The organism is Pseudoalteromonas sp. XMcav1-K, from assembly GCF_044005875.1.
GTDB classification, from domain to species: Bacteria; Pseudomonadota; Gammaproteobacteria; order Enterobacterales; family Alteromonadaceae; genus Pseudoalteromonas; species Pseudoalteromonas spongiae.
Genome location: NZ_JBIPJE010000017.1, coordinates 1 through 23677 on the forward strand (window position 1 = coordinate 1; position 23677 = coordinate 23677).

The window sequence follows — 23677 nt, forward strand, 5'->3', positions numbered from 1 at the left end:
TTAATTTTTTTTCTAAAATTTGGCCTGACTGGCTACCTTTTAGCAGCGTTGTTAATTGAGTATTTATCTCGTTAAGATACCAAGTATGTAACTGCTTACTTTGCGCCGTGCTTAATCCACTAAAAGGATTACTATTTTCCTTATAAAATTCAGACACCTACTGCCTCAAATCCATTAATTCTAATTATTTATTCTGAGCCGGATAGTAGCAGAAAAAACGACTAAAACTCTAGCTTGATAATGCACTTTTAGCACTCACTTGCGAGCGCTCTAAAATGGCCACACCTTGCTCTTTCATAAAGGCTTCAAACGCACTAGCAAGCAAACTTTGCTTTCTGTCTTGGCGTTTAGCTAAAAACCACGTACTACGAATAGGAAACCCTTTTACATCTAATTTTACCAATCCCGGCACTTCGCCATAATCGAGCGCATGACGGCTTAAAATAGATAAGCCTAAACCTGAGGCAACAGCGTATTTTATCGCTTCGTTACTTTCGATGGTCATTTTTTCATTCAAGGTTAATTGTTGCTCTTTGCAAAATTGCTCAATTAAATTACGCGTACCCGAACCTTTTTCACGCATTATAAATGGGTAATGCGATAAACGGTTTAGGCTGACTTCTTGTTGTAAATGCAATTCATGCCTTGCCGGAGCAATTACCACCAGTTCGTTATCGAGTAACGGTGTTTTAATAATTTCGGGGCGCTCAGGGCACTGACTAAAAAAGTAAAAATCATCTTCGTTGGCTTCTATGCGCTCTTTTACTTCTTGGCGGTTACCTATTTTTAAATTGATATCGACTTTTGGGTGTTTTTTACAAAACGCCCCTAAAATCAATGGCAAGAAATACTTAGCAGTTGAAACTACACATAAATTAAGCGAGCCCGATGTCACGCTTTTAAGCTCATCAATCGATACCGACAAATTATGAAAGCTAGTAAATACCTCATTGGCGCATGTTAGTAGCGCTTTTCCTGCATCGGTAAGCACAATGGTTTTGCCATACTGGCGATACACCGGCATATCCACCGTTTCGCTTAATTGCTTTAACTGAATCGATACCGAGGGCTGCGATACATGTAACTGCTGCGCCACCAAAGAAATACTTTTGTGTTGCTCGAGCGCTTTTAAAAGCTGTAACTGCCTAACTGAGGGTAGCCGCATAAGGTATAGATTTTTATTTATACATATTTATAAAAATATATATTAGCGTTTATTTAACTGCGCGCATAGACTAATTTTTGTCTTATAAATACATAAAATACAACCTGCATCTCAAAACAACAACGCAGGTGGTGATGCTTTGTATTGGGGAATGAGGAAGTTATGTTAGAAACCATATCAAATAATGTGCGTGCGTTAGGTGAAGTACTTGGCCAAACAATTGCCGAAGACAAAGGCGATGGTTGGGTTGATAAAATTGAAGAGGTACGCCTTTTAGGCAAGCGCATTGTGGCAGGTGAAAACCATGCGGTTGAAGACCTACAAACAATTTTTGCAAATACTAGCGAGCAAGATTTATTAATTCATGCTCGTGCATTTAGCCAGTTTTTAAACCTCGCTAATGTGGCAGAGCAACAACACACCACCAGTGAGCAAGGCTTAGCAGAGCTTGATTTGCCGCACCCGCTTGATTCACTGTCGAAAAAATTAACCGGTATTGATGCAAACGCGTTTAAACAAGCGCTTAAAAAACTACATATTGAGTTGGTGCTAACTGCGCACCCAACAGAAGTTAACCGCCGCACCTTTATTCATAAATACAACGAAGTGGCCGATGAACTCAGTAAAGGTGAAGCGCCACTGAGCGAACGCGTGCAAGAAATCATTGAACAAGCATGGCATACCAATGAAATTAGGCAGCAGCGCCCCACACCACTTGACGAATCACGCTGGGGCTTACATGCCATTACCGATAGTTTATGGCATGCGGTACCACAATTTGTACGCGAATTAGATGAGCTTTCACAAACCCTGATTGGGGAGCCGCTGGCTGAAGATATAGTGCCTATTACCATGGCCAGCTGGATGGCAGGCGATAGAGACGGCAACCCCTTTGTTACAGCCAAACTCAGTAAACAAGCCATTTTACAAGCGCGATTAATTGCCGCAGAGCTCTACTTAACTGACTTTGAATCTCTTTATTTAGAATTATCGATGCACAAAGCAACCGATGATTTAATTGAAGCCGATATTAATAATATTGGCCCGTATCGTGCGGTGATCACACAGTTAATTAGCGAACTTAAAGAATCAATTACACTGCTACGTGATGGCAAAACTAAAGGTGCAATTTCATCTTCAGAAGATTTACTTACACCATTAAAAGCATGCCGCAATAGCTTATTAGCAGTCGGTCTTACCCGCGTTGCTAATTCACAAGTGCTCGACTTAATTCGCAAGGTGCAATGTTTCGGTATTTCACTGGTAAAAATGGACATTCGCCAGCACAGTGAACGCCACGATGAAGCCATTGGCGAAATTGTTAGCGCGCTCAATTTAGGCGACTACAATACTTGGGATGAAACACGCCGTGTTGAGTTCTTACTCGGCGAAATAAATAACCCACGCCCGTTATTACCGAATGTCACTTGGAGTGAAAACACCCAAGAAGTACTCGACACCTTTGCCATGGTAGCAAAGCAACCGCGTGAAGTGCTGGGTATTTATATTATCTCAATGGCGAGCAAAGTGAGCGATGTACTGGCGGTAAACCTGTTAATGAAAGCTACAAGTTTTAATTGGGATATGCCCATTGCACCGCTCTTTGAAACATTGGATGATTTAAACAACGCGCCAAAAGTGATGGGCGACTTGCTAAACATAGAGCAATATTTAACGCGCTGTAAAAAGCAGCAATATGTAATGATTGGCTACAGTGATTCGGCAAAAGATGCAGGCGTGTTAGCGGCCACATGGGCGCAATACCAAGCGCAAGAAGCACTGGTGCAAGTATTTAAACAATTTGAGGTCGAGCTAAAATTATTCCATGGCCGTGGTGGTACCATTGGTCGTGGGGGCGGCCCTGCGCACGATGCAATTGCATCACAGCCGCCGGGCACACTCGATGGTGGCTTACGTGTCACCGAGCAAGGTGAAACTATTCGCTATAAGTTTGGTTTGCCAAACCTTGCTGTACGCAGTTTACACCTGTATGCCAGTGCGATTTTAGAAAGCTTAATTCACCCACAACCTGTGCCACCGGCGTCATGGCGAGAGCTTATGAACAACATGGCATCGCTTAGTTGTGAGATTTACCGCAGTTATATTCGCGAAGAACCAAATTTTGTGCGCTATTTCCGCCAAGCAACGCCAGAGCAGGAGTTATCATCGTTGCCACTTGGCTCGCGCCCAAGCAAGCGCCGCTCAGATGGTGGTATTGAATCGCTGCGTGCTATTCCATGGATATTTGCGTGGAGCCAAAACCGTTTAGTCTTACCAAGTTGGTTAGGCCTAGGCCAGGCGATTAAAGCGTTTTATCAAGAAAATGCCGCGCTGATGAACGAAATGCTAGAAAACTGGCCGTACTTTAAAGCCCGTATTTCATTGACTGAAATGGTGTATTTAAAGTCCGATCCAGAGCTATCAGCACTGTATGATGCAGCCCTTGTTGAACCTGAGCTACAAGATTTAGGGGAACAACTGCGAACCCAATTACAACAAGATGAACAAGCTGTACTGACGTTACTCAACCAAGCTCACACACTTGAGAGTGATCCTTGGAACTTAAGCTCATTTAGGTTACGTCAGCCTTACTTAGTGCCTCTGCACTTGTTACAAATTGAGGCGTTAAAACGCTTACGCAATAAGCCTGAGCACCCTGAAAGCGAGCAAGTGCTTATGGTCACCATGGCAGGTATTGCGACCGGTATGCGAAATACAGGATAATGTCGATACTAACTATTTAGTGCAAAAAAAAGGCGAGGTTACCCTCGCCTTTTTGTGTCTTCTCACGTTCAGTCCATTTGAAATGGGTAAATTGAACCTAGCTTTAAAATTTGGCTTAGTTCGTCAAGGGCTGTTTGGCTTTCTACAAGTAAGCTTGGGTCGGCTAAATCATCTTCTGAAATCGCATCTCGATAATGCTTTTCAACCCATGCTGTTAGGGTAAAGTATTTCGCTTCATCCATTAAACATTCTGGGGCAACGGCGCTTAATTCCAACTCATTTAGAGGCACGCGAAGGCGCAAACACGCTGGGCCACCACCGTTTTTCATACTTTGTTGCAAGTCAAAATAAATCACCTTAGAAATAGGATTATTTGCCTCGCAAAGGGTCGCAAGATAGGTCGCCACTTTATCGTTATTTTGGCATTCATTGGGGGCAACAATGGCCATAGTGCCGTTTGGTAATGTAATTAACTGGCTGTTAAAAATGTAGCTTGAAACTGCATCTTCAACACTCACATAATCGCTACTGACTTCAATTAAATGCAGTAGCTTATCACCTTGGTATTTTGTGTTTATAGCATCAACCGCACGTGCGGATTGATAAAATGCCATTTCATGGTAAAGCAGCACATTTTCGTTACCAATTGCAATTACATCATTATGAAATACCCCTTGATCGATCACATTGGGATTTTGCTGCACAAATAAGCAATTTGCTTCGCTCAAACCATGTGCGCGAGCAACGGCCTCGCTAGCAGCTAAGGTTTGCCTTGCAGGGTAAATCTTTGGTTTGATAGCTGATAACGCATCTTCACCATAAACAAAGAGCGATAACCCTTTTTCGTTATGTGAATTGGATAAGCGAGTGTGATTTGCCGCTCCTTCATCTCCCAATAATGGATGATGTGGTAGTGGCTCATGATGGGTAAAATACTGTGCATTATTAAAAATGGCTTTAAAGGTACGGCTTGTTTGCTCAGCTTCTATGGCGCGGTGTAGTTTGTTACTTAAATTGGCGGGAGTGAAGTGCACTTTGCCATCGTCACAATCCAAACTGTTCGATACTGTTGCCGCATTTGCCGACCACATTGAAGACGCCGAATAACAGGCTTTTAAAAACTGCGGCGCGTGTTTGGCTGCTTTTATAATTACGTCTTTATCGCTACCTGAAAAACCTAATTTTCGTAATGTGTAAGTATCTGGGCGAACCTGAGGCGGTAAAATACCCTGCTTAAAGCCAAGCCTTGTCATCGCCAGCATTTTTTCAAGGCCTTGTAGCGCCGCTTTTTTCGGATTGGCGATTTGCTTTGCGTGATTTTTAGATGCGACGTTACCAAACGATAAGCCGCTGTAGTTATGGGTTGGACCAACCAACCCATCAAAATTTACTTCGTACACTGTCATCTTTGCATCCTTTTAGTGCAAGGTTGCACTTTTATTAGGCGTTTTTCGTGTTTAAAACCGAAAAAACGTGAATACAAAGCTAAGTTGCTAAATACATGCCAGATACTAAAAATTAAGTTGAGTGCTGTGTGCTCCAGTTTTTAATAATACGATGAATTTGATTTATGCCATCCGTTAACGCGGCCGGACCTGGCTGTAGAATATCGCTCGAATTAATTTCATAAACATGCTTGTTTATCACTGCTGGAATGGTTTGCCAGCCGTCGCGCGATAACATTTTCTCAGGCACAAAAGGGCGACCACACCAGGCTGCAAAAATAATATCTGGCGCTTTTTCGATTACGTCGCATGGGTCTTTAATAATGCGATTTTTGGCAAGGCTTTCACTGGCAAATTCATTGTAACAATCAATGCCACCGGCGATTTCTACCAATTCACTGACCCAAGTAATGCCAGTAATAAGTGGATCAAACCACTCTTCAAAATACACATTAGGTTTTACTGTAAGCTGAGCTGCACTTGCTTTAATCGTGTTTAGATTATCCACCAATTGGTTAACTAGTTTTTCGCCTTTTTGTGGCTCGCCAATCAATGCCGACAGCGTTCGGATCATTTGCAACACCTCTTGAATACTGCGGTGATTAAAACAGTGCACATTGACGCCTTGCTTTATTAAATCACGCACAATATCAGCTTGAAGATCAGAAAACGCCAATACTAGATCGGGCTCTAACGACATAATTTTATCAATGCGAGCGCTAACAAACGCCGAGACTTTAGGCTTTTCACGTTTGGCTCTTTCGGGGCGCACAGTATAAGCAGAGATGCCAACAATACGGTGTTGCTCGCCCATTAAATAAAGTGCTTCTGTGGTTTCTTCCGTTAAACAAATTATGCGCTCAGGCCATTTTGCTGTTTTGAAATTACTCATCCCGTGTTACTTCTCCATTAAAAAACGTAACAAAAAACGCCATATTGCTAGGAAAATACCAATGCATATAAGATGCGAGTATTTTGTCACATGCATAAATTGCCTCAGCTTGCGTGTGACGCGGGTAAAACTGTGAATACGCTAAAGCGGTAAGGTTAATTTCGGCGCTAGAATAATGAAAGCTGTGCCCTCGCACTTCACAAGGTGCAGCAATATTTGGATAAACAGCACTTAAATCGACATATTGTTGACCAATGCTAGAGAGAGTTTTATTCATTGTGGCTTTGCCGTTTAACACGCCACACATAGTGAAGTGTGTGTTTTCACTTATTAATTCATCCAATAAGTAGAGCATACCGCCACACTCCGCTAAGACCGGTTTATTGCTTTTAGCAAACTGTTTTACGGCTTGTTTAAACGCATTATTTTGGCTTAATTGCTGCGCATAAAGCTCAGGGTACCCACCTGGAATATAGAGCGCATCTCCCTCTGGCAAGGTTTTATCCTGTAATGGCGAAATGTAGCTTAGCTCTGCGCCAAAATCTGCCAACATAGCCAAATTGGCACGATACAAAAACGAAAATGCATTGTCTTTGGCAACCAAAATACGTTGCCCTTTAAGTGGTTTAGCACGTTTAAAATCTGCGTATTGCTTTGCATCATCTCCCTCTTTTGAGGGCCAAAACACCACATCTTTGGGTAGTTGATTAAAGTGTGAGTTAGCAAATTGCTGTGCGGCTTGTTCTAAATACACGTCGATATTTTGTAACTCACCTGCTTGCATAATACCAAGGTGGCGCTCAGGCAAACTAATATGGGAATTTCGTAAAAAATAGTCTTGCGTTAATGCCTTTTCGTTTATGGATTGCAAAACCATTTCGCCATGTCCTTTACCTGCGATCTTATTGGCTATCACACCGTAAAAATTAAGGCTTGGTTGGTAATTTACTAAGCCATGAACCAAGGCACCAAAACTTTGTGCCATGGCTGAGCCATCAATCACCGCCAAAATCGGAATACCAAATAGGTCGCTTAAATCGGCAGTATTTGGTGTGCCATCAAACAGCCCCATTACGCCTTCAATCAAAATAAGATCTGCAACGATAGCTGCTTGGTAAAGCATGCGCTGACATTCACTTTCACCCACCATCCACAGATCCAATTGATATACAGGACGGTTTGATGCCGCTTCTAAAATCATGGGATCAATAAAATCGGGCCCAGTTTTAAATACCTGAACCGTTTTGCCCATATTGGTAAAATAGCGTGCCATAGCGGCGGTTACTGTGGTTTTGCCCGCCCCCGAATTTGGCGCACTAATTACAAGTGCAGGGCAAAATACCGGAGAATTAACGGCCATGATGGGTTGTTTTTAAAATGCTGGTGTGTGGTTTTAAGTAATAACAGGCAAGGTACAATGCCAACGCAATCGCCACGTAGCCAAATGGGCTAGTAACATATGGCGCGTAATACTGTGCTACACGCTCTGAGTAAATACTTAACGACATATCGCTAAATTTACCTGATAGCCAATAATAGCTCGCGTTTGAGGTTAAAAATGCAATTGAGCTTGCAAGCCATAAGTTAACCAGTGCCATTGCCGTTTTTGCTGCAACCGCAAACTTTGTTTCATCAAGCTTTAGTTGCAAACTTTTATGACCCGCCCACCACAGCACATAGTAGCCAACAAATAAAAATGGGTATGAACGCGTAATACAATCGCCAAAATCACCGCGATAATAGCTGCTGGTTAAATCAATCGACACACTTAGTACCACAAATACGGCAAAAGTACGGTGCTTAGATGCCAGCAAACCTAAAATAAAGAAAATTGCTGTACTGGCACTTGGCAAATGGAGCGCAGACGCAAAATGATACGGGCGGGTGGCTATCATCAATAGCGCTAACAACGCATAAATCAGCAACGAGAATTGCTGTACTTTAATTGGGGTAAATAAACTTGAACGATCTGTCATTATAATGTTTCCGCATACTAGAACTAATGCGACGGGAAATGACAAGATACAAGGCACACGCCTTTGCTTGTTACAGCAAGGAATAACAATATCATTCAGGTAATTAGATGATCCATGTTCGCGACCACACATTACTGTAATTGATATAAAAGCGATTGTGTTCTCGTTGCTCACCGCCCACCGCAGTACTCGAGTGAACTAGGCCGGTCTCCGGGCTCCTGATCATCGCTTTGACAGCACCTTCCCATCATAACCAGACAGTGGTGGTTGTCGCTCACAGTTACCGTTGCGGGGGCAGCTCCAGATTTTAACTGGATTCCCGTTTAAACATTGTTTATAAAAAAACAATAGTCACCTAATTACAACGCAAATATATGTCAGCTAGCATTGTTAAATCAAGCTAAGACATTATTCTTATTAAAACTTTTTGTTTGTTGATATAACGAGGCACTGCCAAAAATTACAAACTGCGGTATGCTAAGCAAAAAGTTAATTTTTAATTAGTAATGTCAAAAGTAAAAGCCAAAGTACTTCGTTTCAAGCAAATCTCAGTTGAAGCAGTTTTTGAAAAAGAAAATGAATTAATTAGCCAACTTCAAAACGGCAATTTAAACCAAGCACTGTTACTTTGGCAAAGCGATAAGCCAACTTTGGTTTTACCGTCAGGTAATAAATGGCAAAAAACTGAAGCGCTCGAATCAAAGCTAAAGAAAACCGGTTGGCAACTACACGCCCGCAAAACTGGTGGCGCCCCTGTGCCACAATGTGAAGGGGTAATTAATGTATCTTATATGTATGTGTTAGAAGAACATATTCCCTACTCGATTCCAAACGCATACAAAGACTTTTGCGCTATTTTATCTTCTTTTTTTGAGCAGTTTAATATTAAGGTTGAAACCCACACCACCCCCGGCAGCTATTGCGATGGTGATTACAATCTTAATATTAAAAGTAAGAAAATCGTCGGCACAGCCCAGCGTGTATTACTAAAAAAAGGCGGTGGTAAAATTGTGTTGGCGCAGGCCTGCATTTTAGTAAATGCAAATATGCCAACCTTAGTTGCACCTGTAAATTTATGTTACGAACATCATCAGCAAGATGACCGTGCAATAGCCGATGTGCATACCAGCTTGTTTGAACACACCCAAGAGCGACCCGACATCGACGAATTATTTCAGCGCATATTTACCAGTTTTATAAATCATCAAAAACATAAATCGAGCTGACCGTAAAACCCTTTTTTTAGTGTTCAGTGGTGTTACACTTGGGACTTATTTCACCTTTAATTACCTTGGAGTGCTCCCTTGAAATTCGCTCTTCTTCCATGCGCCGCGTTACTGGCAAGCCATGCGTTTGCATCTGTTAGCCCATCAACCGATGAGTTGGCAAAATACGCCGTAGCAGAATACCAAAATGCGCAAATACATACGTTAGCCAATATGGTGTCGTTTCCAACCGTTAATAACAAAGACATCGATACACCGCAAAATCCGGACTTTATTGGCTTTAAATCGCTATTAAAAATTAAAGCGGCGGAGCTTGGTTTTGATTATCAAGATTTTGGGCACACCGCATTAATTGGCATGGGTGAGCAACAAGACAAAGTAACCATAGTGACCCATGGCGATGTGCAACCGGCAGACCCAACAAAATGGCAGCAAAGTCCATTTGTACTTGATAGCACCTCAGAGCCAGGTAAATTAATTGGCCGTGGTACCGAAGACGACAAAGGCGCAATTTCAACAGCACTTTATGCCATGAAAGCGCTAAAAGATAATAATGTTACGCTAAACAATCGTATTGAACTGATGGTGTACCTTGCTGAAGAATCAGACTGGGAACCACTAAAGCGCTTTATGAAAACCTACCAGCAGCCAAAGTATGCAATAACTATTGATGCATCTTACCCAGTGGTGGTTGCCGAAAAAGGCTGGAGCTTAATTGCCCCGACATTTACAGGTTCATCACCACAAACCGGTGTTTATGTTAGCGAATTAAAAGGCGGTGCATTTGTAAGCCAAATACCTGAAGATGCCAGTGTGGTGCTGCATAATGCGGATGCGCAAGCGCTTAACATACTTAAGCAAAACATAAATGCACTGAAAGATGTGCAAGTAACACTTACGACAAAAGGCGATAGCGTGCTTGTTAGTGTTAAAGGGGAATCAGCGCACTCATCTGAGCCAGAAGCAGGACACAATGCCATCGCTCACTTGGCAGAAGTATTCAAAGGTATTGATTTAGAAAATAACAGCGATGGTCAGGCCATTGAATTTATTAATCAACTTATCGGCCTTGATTTATACGGCGCGAAATTTGGTGATATTGCCTACCGTCACGATTTTATGGGGCCAATGACTGTCGCACCAACACTGCTAAAACGCAGCGAAGAGGGGCTTAGATTATCGGTTAATTTACGTCGCCCAGTTGGCAAAACAGAGGCGCTATTAAAATCACAAATTGATACCGCGCTTAACAATTGGCAAGCTAACAACAATGTGACTTTAAACAATGTGGAAATTCATATTGGCACGCCAATGCTGCTTGATGATGCACCGCACGCTGAAGCGCTTTTAGATATCTTTAAGCATTTTACTGGCGATGAAGATGCAAGCTTTGTTTCGATTGGTGGAGGCACTAATGCTAAGCTATTTGATAACGCTGTGTCGTTTGGTCCATCTATGCCAGGCAAAAAATACACAGGTCATTCTGAGCACGAGTATTTAACACCAGAGCAAATGGCGCTTAACTTAAAAATGTATACCGCCATGATGGTAAAACTTGGCAATATGTAAACGGCCAAATTTAGAACAACCATAATTTATAATGAGGAAACGTTATGCTTTGTGACAAAAGTATGACGTTCCTTAGTACCTTGATTGCATTTAAAAAGTAGCACTTTTAAACAGACTTACACACCATTTCTGGGGATAACCTTGATGCCCAAATACTATTCGTATTTACGCCTTATCTAATACCCCTTTAAAGATTAATGGGTAACGCCTTATGCGGTTACCAATGTAATCATCTGCCATTATTTGTTGGCAAAACTCATCAATGGTTAGGTTTGCTTCAAAAAGCCATTCCATTCGCTCCAGTGCACGCAAAAAACCGCGTTTTAAATATGCTTGGCTTTGATAATGCGCAATATTCTGCTTAATGATATTGAGTTTTTCGGGCTCAGCTTGCAGCGCGGCGATCACTGATTTTAAGTATTGCTGCTGTTGCGGATGTGCTTTTTCCTTGCGAGGGCGACCTAATGACACGTATGACTTCTCTTAATTAACTACTAACGATTATATGCAACAGAATTGAAATTGGATTAGCGTCTATTTATCTTTTTTTGATATCAGCATTAATAAAAGGTTTATTTAGCTAAAAAATCGCATAAATATTGTCTAGAAAGAACCATAACGCGCTAAAAACAGTTCGACGGTTTGTTCAATTAAATAGGCTTCTTGTTGTTCACTGGGCACATCGAAACCGTATAAGCGTGGATAAAAGATATGAGATTTCAGCTGATAAACAAACTGCTTCGCCGCGAGTTCGTTGTCATCAACCTGCATTTTATGTGCTGACACTGCATCAGTTAAAAACTGTTCTAAATACGTCATACAGCCAATTGAATTGGCGCTCAGTTGTTTAGCAAATTCGGGCACTTGCAACATTTGCAAAAAAGCGATTTTAGCAACACGTAAAAAATTGTCGGAACGAAACAACGAAACTTCATGCTCTGCGATAGTTAAAAGCTGTTCTTTGAGCGACTTATTTTCATCAAATATAACTGTTTTAATATCATTAAGTTGCTCCATCATGCGTTCAATAATGGCGTAAAAAAGCGCATCTTTTGTTTCAAAATGGTTGTACACAGTACGTTTAGATACCGCAGCCGTTTTAGCCACTTCATCCATACTGGTATTCGCTACCCCATTTTCAAAAAACAGCTGCTCTGCAGCATCCAGAATATGAACGCGTTTTTGCTCAGATAATTTCATAGTTTTCTCATTAACAGTCTCGCTCATTTTAAACTTAATTAAAAAATACTGCACTACACAGTTTACTTTTTTATCATTTAATGAAAAACTACACCGTGTAGTTTACATTTTTAGAGAAACTCGATGAAAACGATTAAGTGGTTAAGCCTTTTACTCATTATTTTATTTATTGGAGCCTGCACTGTGAACAATAACTTAGCAACTGAGGGCACGAAAAAAGCGCCCAATCAAAGCCTATACAAAAACGGTAAGTTCTATAACGCCGACACCATGGCGCCAAATAGTTTGCGCAAAGTTGCCGGTATTTTCGTTCGTTACTTTACGGAGAAAAAGCCCAATGCAATACCAGAGCAGTCACTACCGATGAACTCCGTTTCGCGCGAACAGCTTGAATTACTTGACAATAACGAGATCCATATTGTAAAACTTGGTCACTCATCTATTTTGCTTAAAGTATATGGTGAATTTTGGCTACTCGACCCTGTATTTGCAGAGCGCGCATCACCCTTTACATTTATGGGGCCAAAACGTTTTCACCCAACACCAATTTCGATAGAAGCGCTTCCTCCTATCGATAAGGTGCTAATTTCCCATAATCATTACGATCATCTCGATAAACACAGTGTGAAGCTGCTTGCAGATAAAACTAAACAATTTTTAGTGCCGATGGGTGTTGCGGGTGATTTAGCAAAATGGGGGATCAGCCCAACAAAAGTAAAAGAGTTTGATTGGTGGCAAGAGTTAGCAACGACACACGGTTTTATTGCCTTCACACCCACTAAGCATTTTTCAGGCAGAGCACTGAATGATGGCAACAAAAGCTTATGGGGTTCTTGGGTAATTTCGGCTAACGCTAAAACCTTATATTTTAGCGGTGACTCCGGTTATTTCTCTGGCTTTAAAGACATTGGCGAGCGCTATGGCCCATTTGATATGACCTTTATTGAAACCGGAGCCTACGATAAAGATTGGCCAGATGTGCACATGACACCAGAGCAAAGTCTGCAAGCGCACCTTGATTTAAACGGCAAAATAATGACGCCAATCCATAATGGCACATTCGACTTAGCGTTCCACGCATGGTACGAACCACTAGAGCGGATCTTAACCCAAGCAACACAGCATGCTGTTAGTTTAAACACGCCAATAGTGGGTGAAATTCAACAGCTCGGACAAGCGGCAAATACACATGCATGGTGGCAAGATTATATGCCATCTACCAAGCCAACAACTCTCGTTGCAACGAACTAAACTGTGATGTTTTATTATTTAAGGGCGCAATGCGCGCTTAAATAACAAACAGCAATAAATAGCGTTTAATTCATACCCTGTTTGTCAGTTGATTGTTTGCTGTTTGACGGCAATTGACTGACTAACTTATCAAAAACCCCATTTCGTTTTATTTCAGCCAAGCCTTTATTAAATGCGTTTAGATACTCGGATGACGCTTCGCGATCTTTTTTAAACAGTAAATGGGTGGTGTCGCTGCGCAGCGGTTTTTTGCGATAGGCTAGTCGCTTACGTTGACGTTTAGAAAACTCTCTTTTCAACATGTAGTTAGCGGGAATAAGCGACATTGGAAAAGCATCAATCCGACCTTTTATTAATCGCGCTAAATTTTGTTTATCGGTATTCGCCCAATCGAGTGTGAGCTTTGATTCTTTTCCGGCGGCTAATAATTCATTGGTATAGCTATAGCCAGTTGTAACGCCAATTAACTTGCCTGCCAAATCATCAATGTTTTGCCAATCCACCAGCGGCTTTTTGGTATTGTAAAAAAGGTAGGTCGTTTCGGTGTAAAGTGCTTCACTGCAATAAAATTCTTGTTGTTTTTCCTCGGTACAAAACCAATAGGCAGCGACATCGAAATGACCTTTTTGCACTTCTACAAAACTGCGTCCCCACGGGAAATAACTAAATTTTACGCGATAACCTTGTGTTTGAAATGCGGCGCGAATAACCGCAGGTACGAAATTAAACTCGCCTTTGGCACGACTTGAATAAGGCGGATATTCGCCGATAGCAATGCTCACCATTTTTGCTTGGCATGGCATAGCCAACAAGCACATGGCACTCAATATACACGCTATCAGTTTTAAAGAAGTGGTCACATTTTTATCAAGCTAACACGCCTGAACCATAAAAACCAAAACAGGTACAAAACGGTAACCCTAATCGCCTTTATTGGCAAGTTGAGATGATTTAAATCTACGATTTTTTACGTGCTTTTATATAAAGATAAAGCATAAATAGCCAAATCGTATTCGCACCAATTATATGGAACCAAAATGATACCGGAGACTCTTCTCGTAAAATTGCCTCACCGCTTCGCCCCGCAGGAATAGCGCCGCTTTCAATATATAAAATAGTGGGAATGAGAAAGAGCAACATCATGATAATCACCCAGCCAAGTGTTGGCGCTTTTGCGTTTTTAATAAGCGGTAGCATCTGCATCCATACAGTAACGTGTTAATTTGAAAAGAATTATACTGGCAAGGTATAAGGCTAATTACAATATAAACAACTATTTATTTCACATACTCCGATAAACACAAACCAATTACAGTGTCTTCATCTGAAACGTCAGCTCATAAAAAAGCCAGCGAATACGCTGGCTTAACTTCAGAGAACTTAATGTTTAATAACTTGCTGTTAGCGTAACGCCTGCGTACGCAGAGTAAGCGTTAAGTAAGATGTGGTAAGTTCCACCCGTTGCACCACTGCTTAAACTACATGACTCATTATTGCCCCAGCGATAAGGACGACATTCATAATCGGTTGTCGTTGGTTGAGCACCTTTTTTCACGTACAGATCTACGTCGCCGCTACCATCCGCTGTGGTTACCGTAAGTGTTTGGTTTGCTGGTACTTCAATTTTGAAGAATACTTGACTGTTGGCATCGCCCGATAAGTTTGCCATCGGTACGCCGTTATCTAGGCAATCCGTACAACCACCATCAGCACTATACGTAGCGACTAAACTTGCGCCTGAATATGCAGAGTAACCTTGAAGCATCACGTAATATTTGCCAGCCGCTGGGGTGTTAAACTCACAACTTTCGTTATTGCCGTTTTTATATGGGCGACAATCATAATTACCTGTAGTGGCAGCTGAGCCTTGTTTCACATAGAGATCTGCATCACCCTGACCACCTGAAAGTGAAATAGATAAACTCGATTGCCCCGCTGGCACGTCAACAAAATAGCTGGTTTCACTGCCCGCAGCACCTGCAGCCGATACGGCTTGATCTTTAATCAATTCTGTTACAACCGGCGGCTCTGGGTCGACTGTGCCTTCAAGTGCATATAACAGCTCGTTAGGTGAACCCGATTTAGCATCCGATACTTTGTTTTTGCTAGCACCAGCTGAGAGTTTACTGTCGATTTGCGCTGGCGTTAAGCTATTGTCTTCATCAAGATAAAGTGCCACCACACCCGCAACATGCGGTGATGCCATTGATGTACCACTGATAGTATTTTCAGATGAGTCTGAGTTATACCACGCTGATTTGATACTCGAACCCGGCGCATAAATATCTAAGCATGTGCCATAGTTTGAGAAACTTGAACGACTATCACTTGACGTAGTCGAGCCAACAGTAATCGCCGTTGTTGCACGTGCAGGAGAATAGTTACAGGCATTGCTGTTATCATTACCCGCTGCAACCACAAAGCTTACGCCCGAAGCCACCGCCGCCTCAACCGCTTGGTCAATTGCCGATGATGCCCCGCCACCTAAACTCATGTTCGCAACCGACGGGCCGCTAGCGTTGTTTTTCACCCAGTTAATACCATCAATAACGCCCGACGTACTGCCAGAACCGTTACAGCCTAATACGCGAACACCGACAATGTTAACGTTCTTTGCAACACCATAGTTTTGACCACCAATGGTGCCAGCTACGTGCGTACCATGACCATTACAGTCAGATGCATCCGAGTCATTATCTACAAAGTCCCAACCACTGCTTGCACGGTTACCAAACTCGTTGTGAGTATTACGAACACCAGTATCAATTACGTAAGCAGTCACACCAGAACCATCAAAGTTGTATGAATAGTTGCTATCCAATGGTAAATCACGCTGATCAATGCGATCTAAACCCCAAATCGCATTTGATTGGTTTGCATTGCTAGATACGATTGGGTCAACCGAGATGATTTGCTCAGGCTCGATAAATTGAACAAGATCTTCTTTTAATAACTGTTTTAGCTGACCTTTCGACAGCGTATACTGTGCGCCGTTTAGGGTATTACCAAACAATTTATTGGCATTAACGCCATATTTACCACGAATTTTGTCGACATTTTCTTTAGCTTGTTCAGCGATACCGCCACTCGCTAGACTTTTTGGTACTGAGTTAAATACTACAACATACTTGTTTGGTACTTGTTTACTGGCATTTACTTGAATCAACTTATCGCTATTTGCATGGGCAAAATTAGCAGAACACACCGTTGCTATGAGTAACATTGTTTTTGAATATTTAAACATGACGTTTCCTTGTTGCTTTGGGGTTAAGTACTGCTAAAAAACCTAGCTCAAAAAATAAACACATCAAAGTTTCATTTTCATTTTGTTAACATTTGTACCGATAAAAGGGTGTTGAATGATGAATTATTTATACTTAAATAAGATTACTGATCACAAATATTAGATACAAAAATCTAAATGGTAATTATTTCTAAATAGTTTATGCTTTGTAAAAGTTTGTAACCGATAAAACAAAATAATAAAAAAGAATGAGTGAAAAAACTTAAAAAACAATACCTTTTGCTTTATAAATTTACGATTCAGTAAGGTTAACTAAAAACCTCGATTTTGCCTTGCATTGCTGATCAAGTTGAAAACCACATTTATATTGCGATATGCAGCGCCCATTTTTTGCAAATCAATTAACACCCGAATGTAAACAAAATGTAAATCAGCTAAATAATCATTTCATATGCGTGTTTATGTATTCAAGCAAGTAAACATGAACTTTAGTTTATAACCCCTTATATTCACTCACGCATTATTCAAATCACAAAAAGTACGTAACTGTAGTTCTTGTTAATTTTGGCTGATCCATGCCTGTTGTTTTTGCTTGTAATAAAAGCGAAAGCGGCTGCTCTAAACAGCGTAGCTAAATGATGTGGTTAACTGAATTTATTGATACATCAACACACAAAAAAGGCGCCTAAGCGCCTTTTATTTTTACATTTTACGTAACCTCAGGTTTGGGTTAGAAATACTTTTCGCAATGCGCCGTTACCGAGTTTGCGTTACAGCGTAAGCACAACCAATATTTCTAACCAAAAGGTTAATCACGTAATAATTAGAATGTCATTGAGTAACGTACACCAAATTCGCTTGCGTCATTGCTCTTAATTACTAATACGTAATCGCCAGTATTTAAACGTGCATCATCGTAACGTTCGTCAAAGATGTTACGACCATATAGGTCAACGCGCCAGTTTGCATTTGCCGGAGAGTAACCCACGGTAAAGTTAACTAGGCTACGCGCTTCAACTTCAGTTAAACGATTTGGATCTGAGCTCGGCTCACCATACATGTCGCTGCGGTAAGAGTAATCAATACGTGTATTGATAATTGACCCATCAGACAGCGCAAACTCATAGCTTGGGCTAATTGACGCCGTTAAATCAGGAGTAAGAGGTGCAACAGGTTTCACACCGTCTTGCTCATCTACGTCAACATCCATATAACCTAAGCTAGTGTGTACGCTAAAGTTATCAGTGATATAAGCGGTACCTTCCCACTCGATACCGCGTGACGTTTGTGAAACCACTAAGTTTCGCGTATCAAAACCACCTTCCGAAGTCGTGCTAACTTGGTAAGGTAAGTCATCGTAGTTAGTGTTAAATAACGCAACACTCATGCTAAAGTTGCTTGTAACTTGACCTTTTAAACCCACTTCGTAGTTAACCGCAGTAATATTGTCAGTCGCAACAAAACAGCTTGCATCACCGAATAAACAGTAAGGACGCGCTGGGAACTGACCACCTTGGTAACCACTTTGAATGCTACCGTACACGTTTAAGCCATTTTCAAGGGTGTAATTAGCCGATAAATCGTAGCTTACTTGGCTCCAATCATCTTCCGCATACGTTGGACCAATACCTACGTTTGCCGTTGCTTCTTTTTCATCTTGGGTATAGCGCAAACCGCCCGATACACGTAAATCGTCTGTCATGTCGTAGCCAACATTCACAAATACCGCTTTACTTGTTGTTGTTTGGTCTAGCTCAAGTAAGTTTGCACCGCCATTGAAGCGTGAATCAGCACCTTGACGGTTGCTTCCTTCTTCTTCAAACCAATATAGGCCCGATACAAAATCAAACTGACCTAAATAACCATTTAGCTGTAGCTCAACAGATGTTTGGTCAGCTTCCCCGCGCTCTGGGTAATGATCAAGTGCATAAATTGTACTGTCATCATCAAGGCCCGCTTTATATTCAGACGAGCGTTTGCTTAAAATAAATTTCGCACCAAGGTCGTTTGAAATGTCGTAATTAGTGGTAAGCGACACGCCGTTTGCTTTATTGGTTACTTCTGTTACTTCAATCGAGCCTGTTGCATTGTCGTATGGGTCTGCTGCTACATCAGAGTTACGTAATGGACCCGTTGGTGTTGGGCTGCCAAAACGCATGCCTGTGTAATATGCGCCATTTGGCATTTCATCAATTAATGTCGTGTACGGGCGAAGGCCGCCTTCTGCATCATTTGCATCAGCTGTTACCACAAAGCTTAAATCATCGGTTGCATCGTACTTAACCGATACACGTCCGTGGAACTCGCGGTTTTCACCGACATCGTATTTTGCTTCTGGTAAATTAATAAACTCACCTAAGCCACCGCGTTGGTTGTAGCCTGCGTTAAAGTTAAAAGCTAAGTTGTCAGTAAGACCACGGTTAATAAATACATCACCTTTAACACGTTCGCGCGTACCCACTTCAGCCGAAAGTTTAGTAACCGACTCGCTGTTTGCTTGTTTGGTAATGATATTAATCGCACCGCCAATTGAGTTACGACCATAAAGCGTACCCTGCGGGCCGCGTAATACCTCAATACGTTCAATGTTTGCTAGGTTCCAGTTTTGACCTACTTGGCGACCTAAATAAACACCATCTACATAAACACTTACACCAGGATCCGTTGTGATCAGGTGATCTTGCAAACCAATACCGCGAATAAACGGGTTAGCCGATGAGTTATGACCTGCTGAAAAACCAGTGATATTTAGGTTAGGAACAAATTTACCTACATCAGTAATTTCAGAAATACCTTGTTCAGCTAGTTTATCGCCACTAAACGCACTCATCGCGATAGGCACTTCATAAATAACCTGCGAGCGCTTGGTAGCTGTTACCGTAATCGCTTCGATATCTTTTTTAGCTGTTTGCGTTTCGTTTGCTTCATTCGCCACAGTGGCAAAGCTTGAAGCTGCAATCAAAGAAAGGGTGATTGAATTTAACTTGCTAAAACGCAAGAAAGAATTGGATGTTGTCATTAAGTAGCGCCTTTTTGCTCATACCGAGTAATTGCTAATAATGGATTAGCACGACAGTTATTCGGTAATTTATAATCGTTTCGCTTCAATTTTGCGCAACAACAAGCGGTTGTATTTTAACCACATCATTATTTTGCAATATCGAATTAATATGTAATCTTGGTAAATCAAACAGTTAACAGCTGCGTTACCAAACGATTAATACACAAAAAGCAATATTAGCATTTATTTCATAAAAATATCGCAAAAGTTAAATAAATTTCGTGATTATTTATCGCCAATAGGATGGGTTATCTATAAAACGGATGCTTTTTTGTGTAGTAAATGGCGCCAAAACGATTATGAAAAACAAGTTAATTGGCGCCACAGCAATCAATTTAAAGCAGATCAAGACGCGTCATTTTTAGGCCATCGCCATGCAAACCAAATGGTCGCAAGCGACAATATAATTTCTAACGCTGTTAAATAAAGGTAAAAAATCCACGTAGTTTCTAGGTTTAACCCTATTAACAAAAGCACAAATAATGCGGGAATAATAATATTTAACCAGCGGTTAACACTGGGTTTTAAGACTAGCGATAAAAATACCATCACACTTGGAATTGACATTAAAAACGCTACTGCAAAAAATTTTGTTTGTAGCCCTTCACTATTGGCACTTACCGCCATCGCGTTAGACATAACCCCGGGCACATACACCTCGATGTAATCACCATAAACATAACAAAACATCACAGCAGCCCAAAGTGCTGCCAATTTAAGCTTTACATTTATGGTGTCGTTTACCAAACCACTTGGCATCTGGTTAGTTTTACTCATGCTTACTCCATTATTAGTTTATTGCGCCCATTTTTATGTGAGCGTATTGTTCTCATTGCGTTGCCCCTCGCTTGACTGAAATAAACAATATAATTTATAAAGGGTTAAGTCGTCCGAGACTAAAAGCGCGGACACTTTTTTGCTGTAAAAATGGATATTTTTCAATAAAAGGAAGTAAACAGTGACCGACCCAATAGTACTAGTGCTCACCATCATAATGGTGGGGCAAATTAGCTTAAGCCTGCCACTATTAGTTTCTCGCTGTCACGCTAACGCCACGTTTATGCCTTTAGCAGTATTTTTATTAGCATGCGGATTACTTGCTATGAATTCTATTGTGGCGACACTGTTTGAAAGTGCGTATTTAATTTATACCGCGTTGGTATTTCCCACCCTGTTTGTACTTTGCCCATCACTTTGGTTTTACATTGAGGGGATCACCTCCAATACCCCATGGAAATTCACTAAGAAGCATGCTTTGCACGGTGTGTTAATTATTCCCGCACTGGTGGTTTCAGTGATGATATTAACGCTGCCAAGCGATGTTCACCGCGCTATTTTTATTGACGATGTAACTGCAAATCACCCGCTTGTTGGCACATTGTTTACCACCATGTTGATTATGATGGTGCTTTGGCTATTGCAGTGCGTTTATACCTTGTATTGTATTATTCGCCGTTTGAGCGATTATCGAAAAGAGCTAAAAAATGTTTTTTCTAACAATGAAAACAAAGAGTTAAAATGGGTAAATTGGCTGCTCTTTAGCGCACTGTGCGTTTGGCTTTTTTCTCTCATCACATTATTTGCATCAAGCTTATTTAACGATGTATTGTTTACTGCCAGAGTCGAGGCGCTGCTATCGCTCCTTTTACTTTGGAGTTTGGCGCACTTTGGCTTACAACAAAAACCCGCGCTGATAGGTGAAAACGCGTTTTTGTTAGGCGATGCCAAAACAGAAATCAAAGACCAACAAAGCCAAAAACAACATAATGGTATTAACTGCCAGCAAAAATACCAGCGCTCTGCACTTAGCCAAGCGCAATCAGCACGTATTGCCGAAAAAATAAATGCGGTAATGGAAAATGAGCAGCTTTACTTAGACTCAAGCTTATCTTTACAAAAGCTGGCACAGCATACTGCTATTTCGCCCAATTACATTTCACAAACATTGAATGAAACATTAGGCCTTAATTTTTTTGATTACGTAAACCAATGGCGCATTGAGGCTGCAAAACCACACATTATTGCAAACCAAAGTTCGGTGCTCGATATTGCCTTAGCTGCGGGGTTTAACGCGCGTTCTTCTTTTTACAAAGCATTCAAACAACAAACTGGGGTAACACCAAGTGAATTTCGAAAGCAAAACGCCATCGCTTAACTATTAGCAATTGGGTTTAATTTAAAGGCAAGATTGAAGAGAATTTAAGAGCTGTTTTTCATCAAGAAACAGCTAGCGTATGTTGACCTTTACACTTTTGATATTCCAATAAAAATGTTTGTCATTACAACAAAAATAAATCGTGATAAATCCCACCTATATTGCTTGCTGAGCCCCGTTTGACATGACACACTCACGAAAATTTTTGCAAGACTTCAGTGCGCATAAATAATCCTATCCGCACCCTATTTTTTTAAAATAAGTGGTGTGCTGCAACCGTCAGTTTTGATGTGCCAAAGCATCATCCACACTACTTGGAATGATCCATGGTGAAAACCTTAATTGTGGTTGATGACAATCAAACCACATCACATAACGATATTAAAGCAATTGATTTTGCAACTTACCTAAAAGACTATCCGAAGCGTGATGAGCCTAAAACGCGTGTTATAAACCTTTGCGAAAGCAGCCGCTATTTAAGCCAAGGCTACTACTGTTCATTATTAGCAGAAGCCCGTGGCCACGACGTTTTACCAAGTGTAAAAACGCTTAATAACTTGCGCACGCCAGCCCAAATTTTAGTATCGAGAAAGTACCTTGATAAAACCGTATGTAACGACGGCGAAACCTGTTCAGTACTAATGTGTTTTGGTCGTGTGCAAGATGAAAAAATGCAAAAACTGGCAGCGTTGGTTTATCAAGAATACCCGGTACCGGTATTACGAGTCGCAATAAAATGTGACCTAGAACAGCTCACACTCACTATTGAAATGCTGAGCTTTTCCGTTTTAAGCGACACAGAAAAAGAGTTTTTTAATAGCGTGGTAAGCGAGCTTGCAAACACTGCGTGGAAAAAACGCCAAGGCATTAAAAAAATGCGTTGGGATGTTGCTATGTTGGTTAATCAACAAGAAGCATCAGCGCCGAGTAATAAAGGTGCGTTGAGTCGTTTTATTAAAGCAGGGGAAAAGCTCGGCATTGCAGTACATATAGTGGAAGCAAGTAGCGGCGTGAATTTAGCACATTACGATGGCTTATTTATTCGTGAAACCACAGGTATTGATCACCATACTTATCGCTTAGCGCAACACGCCGAAAAGCTTGGCCTTGTGGTAATGGACGACCCAACGTCGATTTTACGTTGCTGCAATAAAGTGTTTTTACACGATGCATTTAACTACCAAAAAGTGCCAAGCTTAAAAACACATATTTTGGCAGATCAAAGCCCTGATACCATCGCTATGCTCGAGAGCAGCTTTGGCTACCCGTTAGTGCTTAAAATGCCTGAAGGTTCGTTTTCTAAAGGGGTGTTTAAAGTTAAAACCCGTGAGGAGCTAAAAACACGTTTAGCCGAATTATTTGCAGAATCAGCGCTAGTGCTGGCGCAAGAGTTTATGTTTACCGATTACGATTGGCGTATTGGCGTAATTAATGGCCGAGCACTGTATGCTTGCCGCTATTATATGGCGCGCAATCACTGGCAAATTTATAACCATAAATCAAAACGCAACTTTTCAGGCGCGTTTGATAGCTTACCAACATTTGAAGTGCCTAAAGCGGTGCTAAGTAGCGCATTAAAAGCAGCTGCGGTAATTGGCGATGGTTTTTATGGCATTGATATTAAAGAAGTCGACGGCAAAGCCTTTGTACTTGAAGTAAACGACAATCCAAGTATCGACCATGGTGTGGAAGATAAATACCTGGGCGAAGAGTTATATATGCAAATTATGTCGGAGTTTTTACGCCGTTTAGAGAGCCGAGGCAAATAA

Annotated in this window: 18 protein-coding genes and 1 riboswitch; of the genes, 6 read left to right on the top strand and 12 right to left on the bottom strand. The window is 41.3% G+C overall.

The window, feature by feature from the left end; genetic code table 11:
• Positions 1-229: 229 nt before the first annotated feature.
• Positions 230-1165, bottom strand: coding sequence for a LysR substrate-binding domain-containing protein (locus tag ACHSBP_RS00705; protein ID WP_395387933.1), 936 nt, complete (start codon positions 1163-1165; stop codon positions 230-232).
• Between the two features lie 162 nt (positions 1166-1327).
• On the opposite strand from ACHSBP_RS00705, the gene ppc reads away from it, so the two are divergent.
• Entirely contained in the window at positions 1328-3889 is a 2562-nt protein-coding gene (gene ppc, locus ACHSBP_RS00710; protein ID WP_395387934.1) for a phosphoenolpyruvate carboxylase, read from the top strand.
• Between the two features lie 68 nt (positions 3890-3957).
• Here ppc and astB read toward each other — a convergent pair whose 3' ends face one another.
• The 4 genes from astB to ACHSBP_RS00730 all read right to left on the bottom strand — a co-directional run bounded on the left by astB (position 3958) and on the right by ACHSBP_RS00730 (position 8202).
• Positions 3958-5295 carry an N-succinylarginine dihydrolase gene (gene astB, locus ACHSBP_RS00715; RefSeq protein ID WP_395387935.1) on the bottom strand — a complete coding sequence of 446 codons (1338 nt, stop codon included), beginning with the start codon at positions 5293-5295 and terminating at the stop codon, positions 3958-3960.
• A gap of 112 nt (positions 5296-5407) precedes the next feature.
• Entirely contained in the window at positions 5408-6226 is an 819-nt protein-coding gene (locus ACHSBP_RS00720) for a cobalamin-binding protein (protein ID WP_395387936.1), read from the bottom strand.
• A complete protein-coding gene (locus ACHSBP_RS00725) occupies positions 6219-7586 on the bottom strand; it encodes a cobyrinate a,c-diamide synthase (RefSeq protein ID WP_395387937.1) in 1368 nt (455 codons plus the stop codon). The genes ACHSBP_RS00720 and ACHSBP_RS00725 overlap by 8 nt, the downstream gene beginning before the upstream one ends.
• Positions 7576-8202, bottom strand: a complete 627-nt coding sequence (locus ACHSBP_RS00730) for a hypothetical protein (protein ID WP_395387938.1) — start codon at positions 8200-8202, stop codon at positions 7576-7578. Before ACHSBP_RS00730 ends, ACHSBP_RS00725 begins: the two co-directional genes overlap by 11 nt.
• Before the next feature lie 183 nt (positions 8203-8385).
• A riboswitch (cobalamin riboswitch) is annotated at positions 8386-8576 on the bottom strand.
• Positions 8577-8708: 132 nt separating this feature from the next.
• Here ACHSBP_RS00730 and ACHSBP_RS00735 point away from each other — a divergent pair.
• Positions 8709-9428, top strand: coding sequence for a lipoate--protein ligase A (locus tag ACHSBP_RS00735; RefSeq protein ID WP_010559552.1), 720 nt, complete (start codon positions 8709-8711; stop codon positions 9426-9428).
• Between the two features lie 78 nt (positions 9429-9506).
• The gene (locus tag ACHSBP_RS00740) at positions 9507-10997 is read left to right on the top strand and encodes a dipeptidase (RefSeq protein WP_395387939.1); all 1491 of its coding nucleotides are present in this window, start codon (positions 9507-9509) and stop codon (positions 10995-10997) included.
• Positions 10998-11162: 165 nt separating this feature from the next.
• Here ACHSBP_RS00740 and ACHSBP_RS00745 read toward each other — a convergent pair whose 3' ends face one another.
• Complete coding sequence (locus ACHSBP_RS00745; RefSeq protein ID WP_394224619.1) at positions 11163-11468, bottom strand: hypothetical protein; 306 nt, start codon at positions 11466-11468, stop codon at positions 11163-11165.
• A 132-nt stretch (positions 11469-11600) separates the two neighbouring features.
• Complete coding sequence (locus ACHSBP_RS00750; RefSeq protein WP_395387940.1) at positions 11601-12197, bottom strand: TetR/AcrR family transcriptional regulator; 597 nt, start codon at positions 12195-12197, stop codon at positions 11601-11603.
• A gap of 123 nt (positions 12198-12320) precedes the next feature.
• Here ACHSBP_RS00750 and ACHSBP_RS00755 point away from each other — a divergent pair, with 123 nt between their 5' ends.
• Positions 12321-13448 (top strand): MBL fold metallo-hydrolase, encoded by a 1128-nt coding sequence (locus tag ACHSBP_RS00755; RefSeq protein ID WP_395387941.1) that lies wholly within the window; start codon positions 12321-12323, stop codon positions 13446-13448.
• Positions 13449-13513: 65 nt separating this feature from the next.
• On the opposite strand, the gene ACHSBP_RS00760 is transcribed toward ACHSBP_RS00755, so the two are convergent.
• The 5 genes from ACHSBP_RS00760 to ACHSBP_RS00780 all read right to left on the bottom strand — a co-directional run bounded on the left by ACHSBP_RS00760 (position 13514) and on the right by ACHSBP_RS00780 (position 20530).
• Positions 13514-14308, bottom strand: coding sequence for a substrate-binding periplasmic protein (locus tag ACHSBP_RS00760; protein ID WP_395387942.1), 795 nt, complete (start codon positions 14306-14308; stop codon positions 13514-13516).
• A 97-nt stretch (positions 14309-14405) separates the two neighbouring features.
• On the bottom strand, positions 14406-14645 hold the full coding sequence (locus ACHSBP_RS00765) for a hypothetical protein (protein WP_395387943.1): 240 nt from the start codon (positions 14643-14645) through the stop codon (positions 14406-14408).
• A 190-nt stretch (positions 14646-14835) separates the two neighbouring features.
• A complete protein-coding gene (locus ACHSBP_RS00770; RefSeq protein WP_395387944.1) occupies positions 14836-16692 on the bottom strand; it encodes a S8 family peptidase in 1857 nt (618 codons plus the stop codon).
• An 823-nt stretch (positions 16693-17515) separates the two neighbouring features.
• Complete coding sequence (locus ACHSBP_RS00775; RefSeq protein ID WP_336436635.1) at positions 17516-19711, bottom strand: TonB-dependent receptor; 2196 nt, start codon at positions 19709-19711, stop codon at positions 17516-17518.
• A 387-nt stretch (positions 19712-20098) separates the two neighbouring features.
• Positions 20099-20530 (bottom strand): DUF6326 family protein, encoded by a 432-nt coding sequence (locus ACHSBP_RS00780; protein WP_395387945.1) that lies wholly within the window; start codon positions 20528-20530, stop codon positions 20099-20101.
• Between the two features lie 181 nt (positions 20531-20711).
• Between ACHSBP_RS00780 and ACHSBP_RS00785 the strand changes: the two genes are divergently transcribed.
• Positions 20712-21908: a helix-turn-helix domain-containing protein gene (locus ACHSBP_RS00785; protein ID WP_395387946.1), complete on the top strand. Its 1197-nt coding sequence runs from the start codon at positions 20712-20714 to the stop codon at positions 21906-21908.
• Between the two features lie 326 nt (positions 21909-22234).
• The gene (locus ACHSBP_RS00790) at positions 22235-23677 is read left to right on the top strand and encodes a RimK family protein (RefSeq protein WP_395387947.1); all 1443 of its coding nucleotides are present in this window, start codon (positions 22235-22237) and stop codon (positions 23675-23677) included.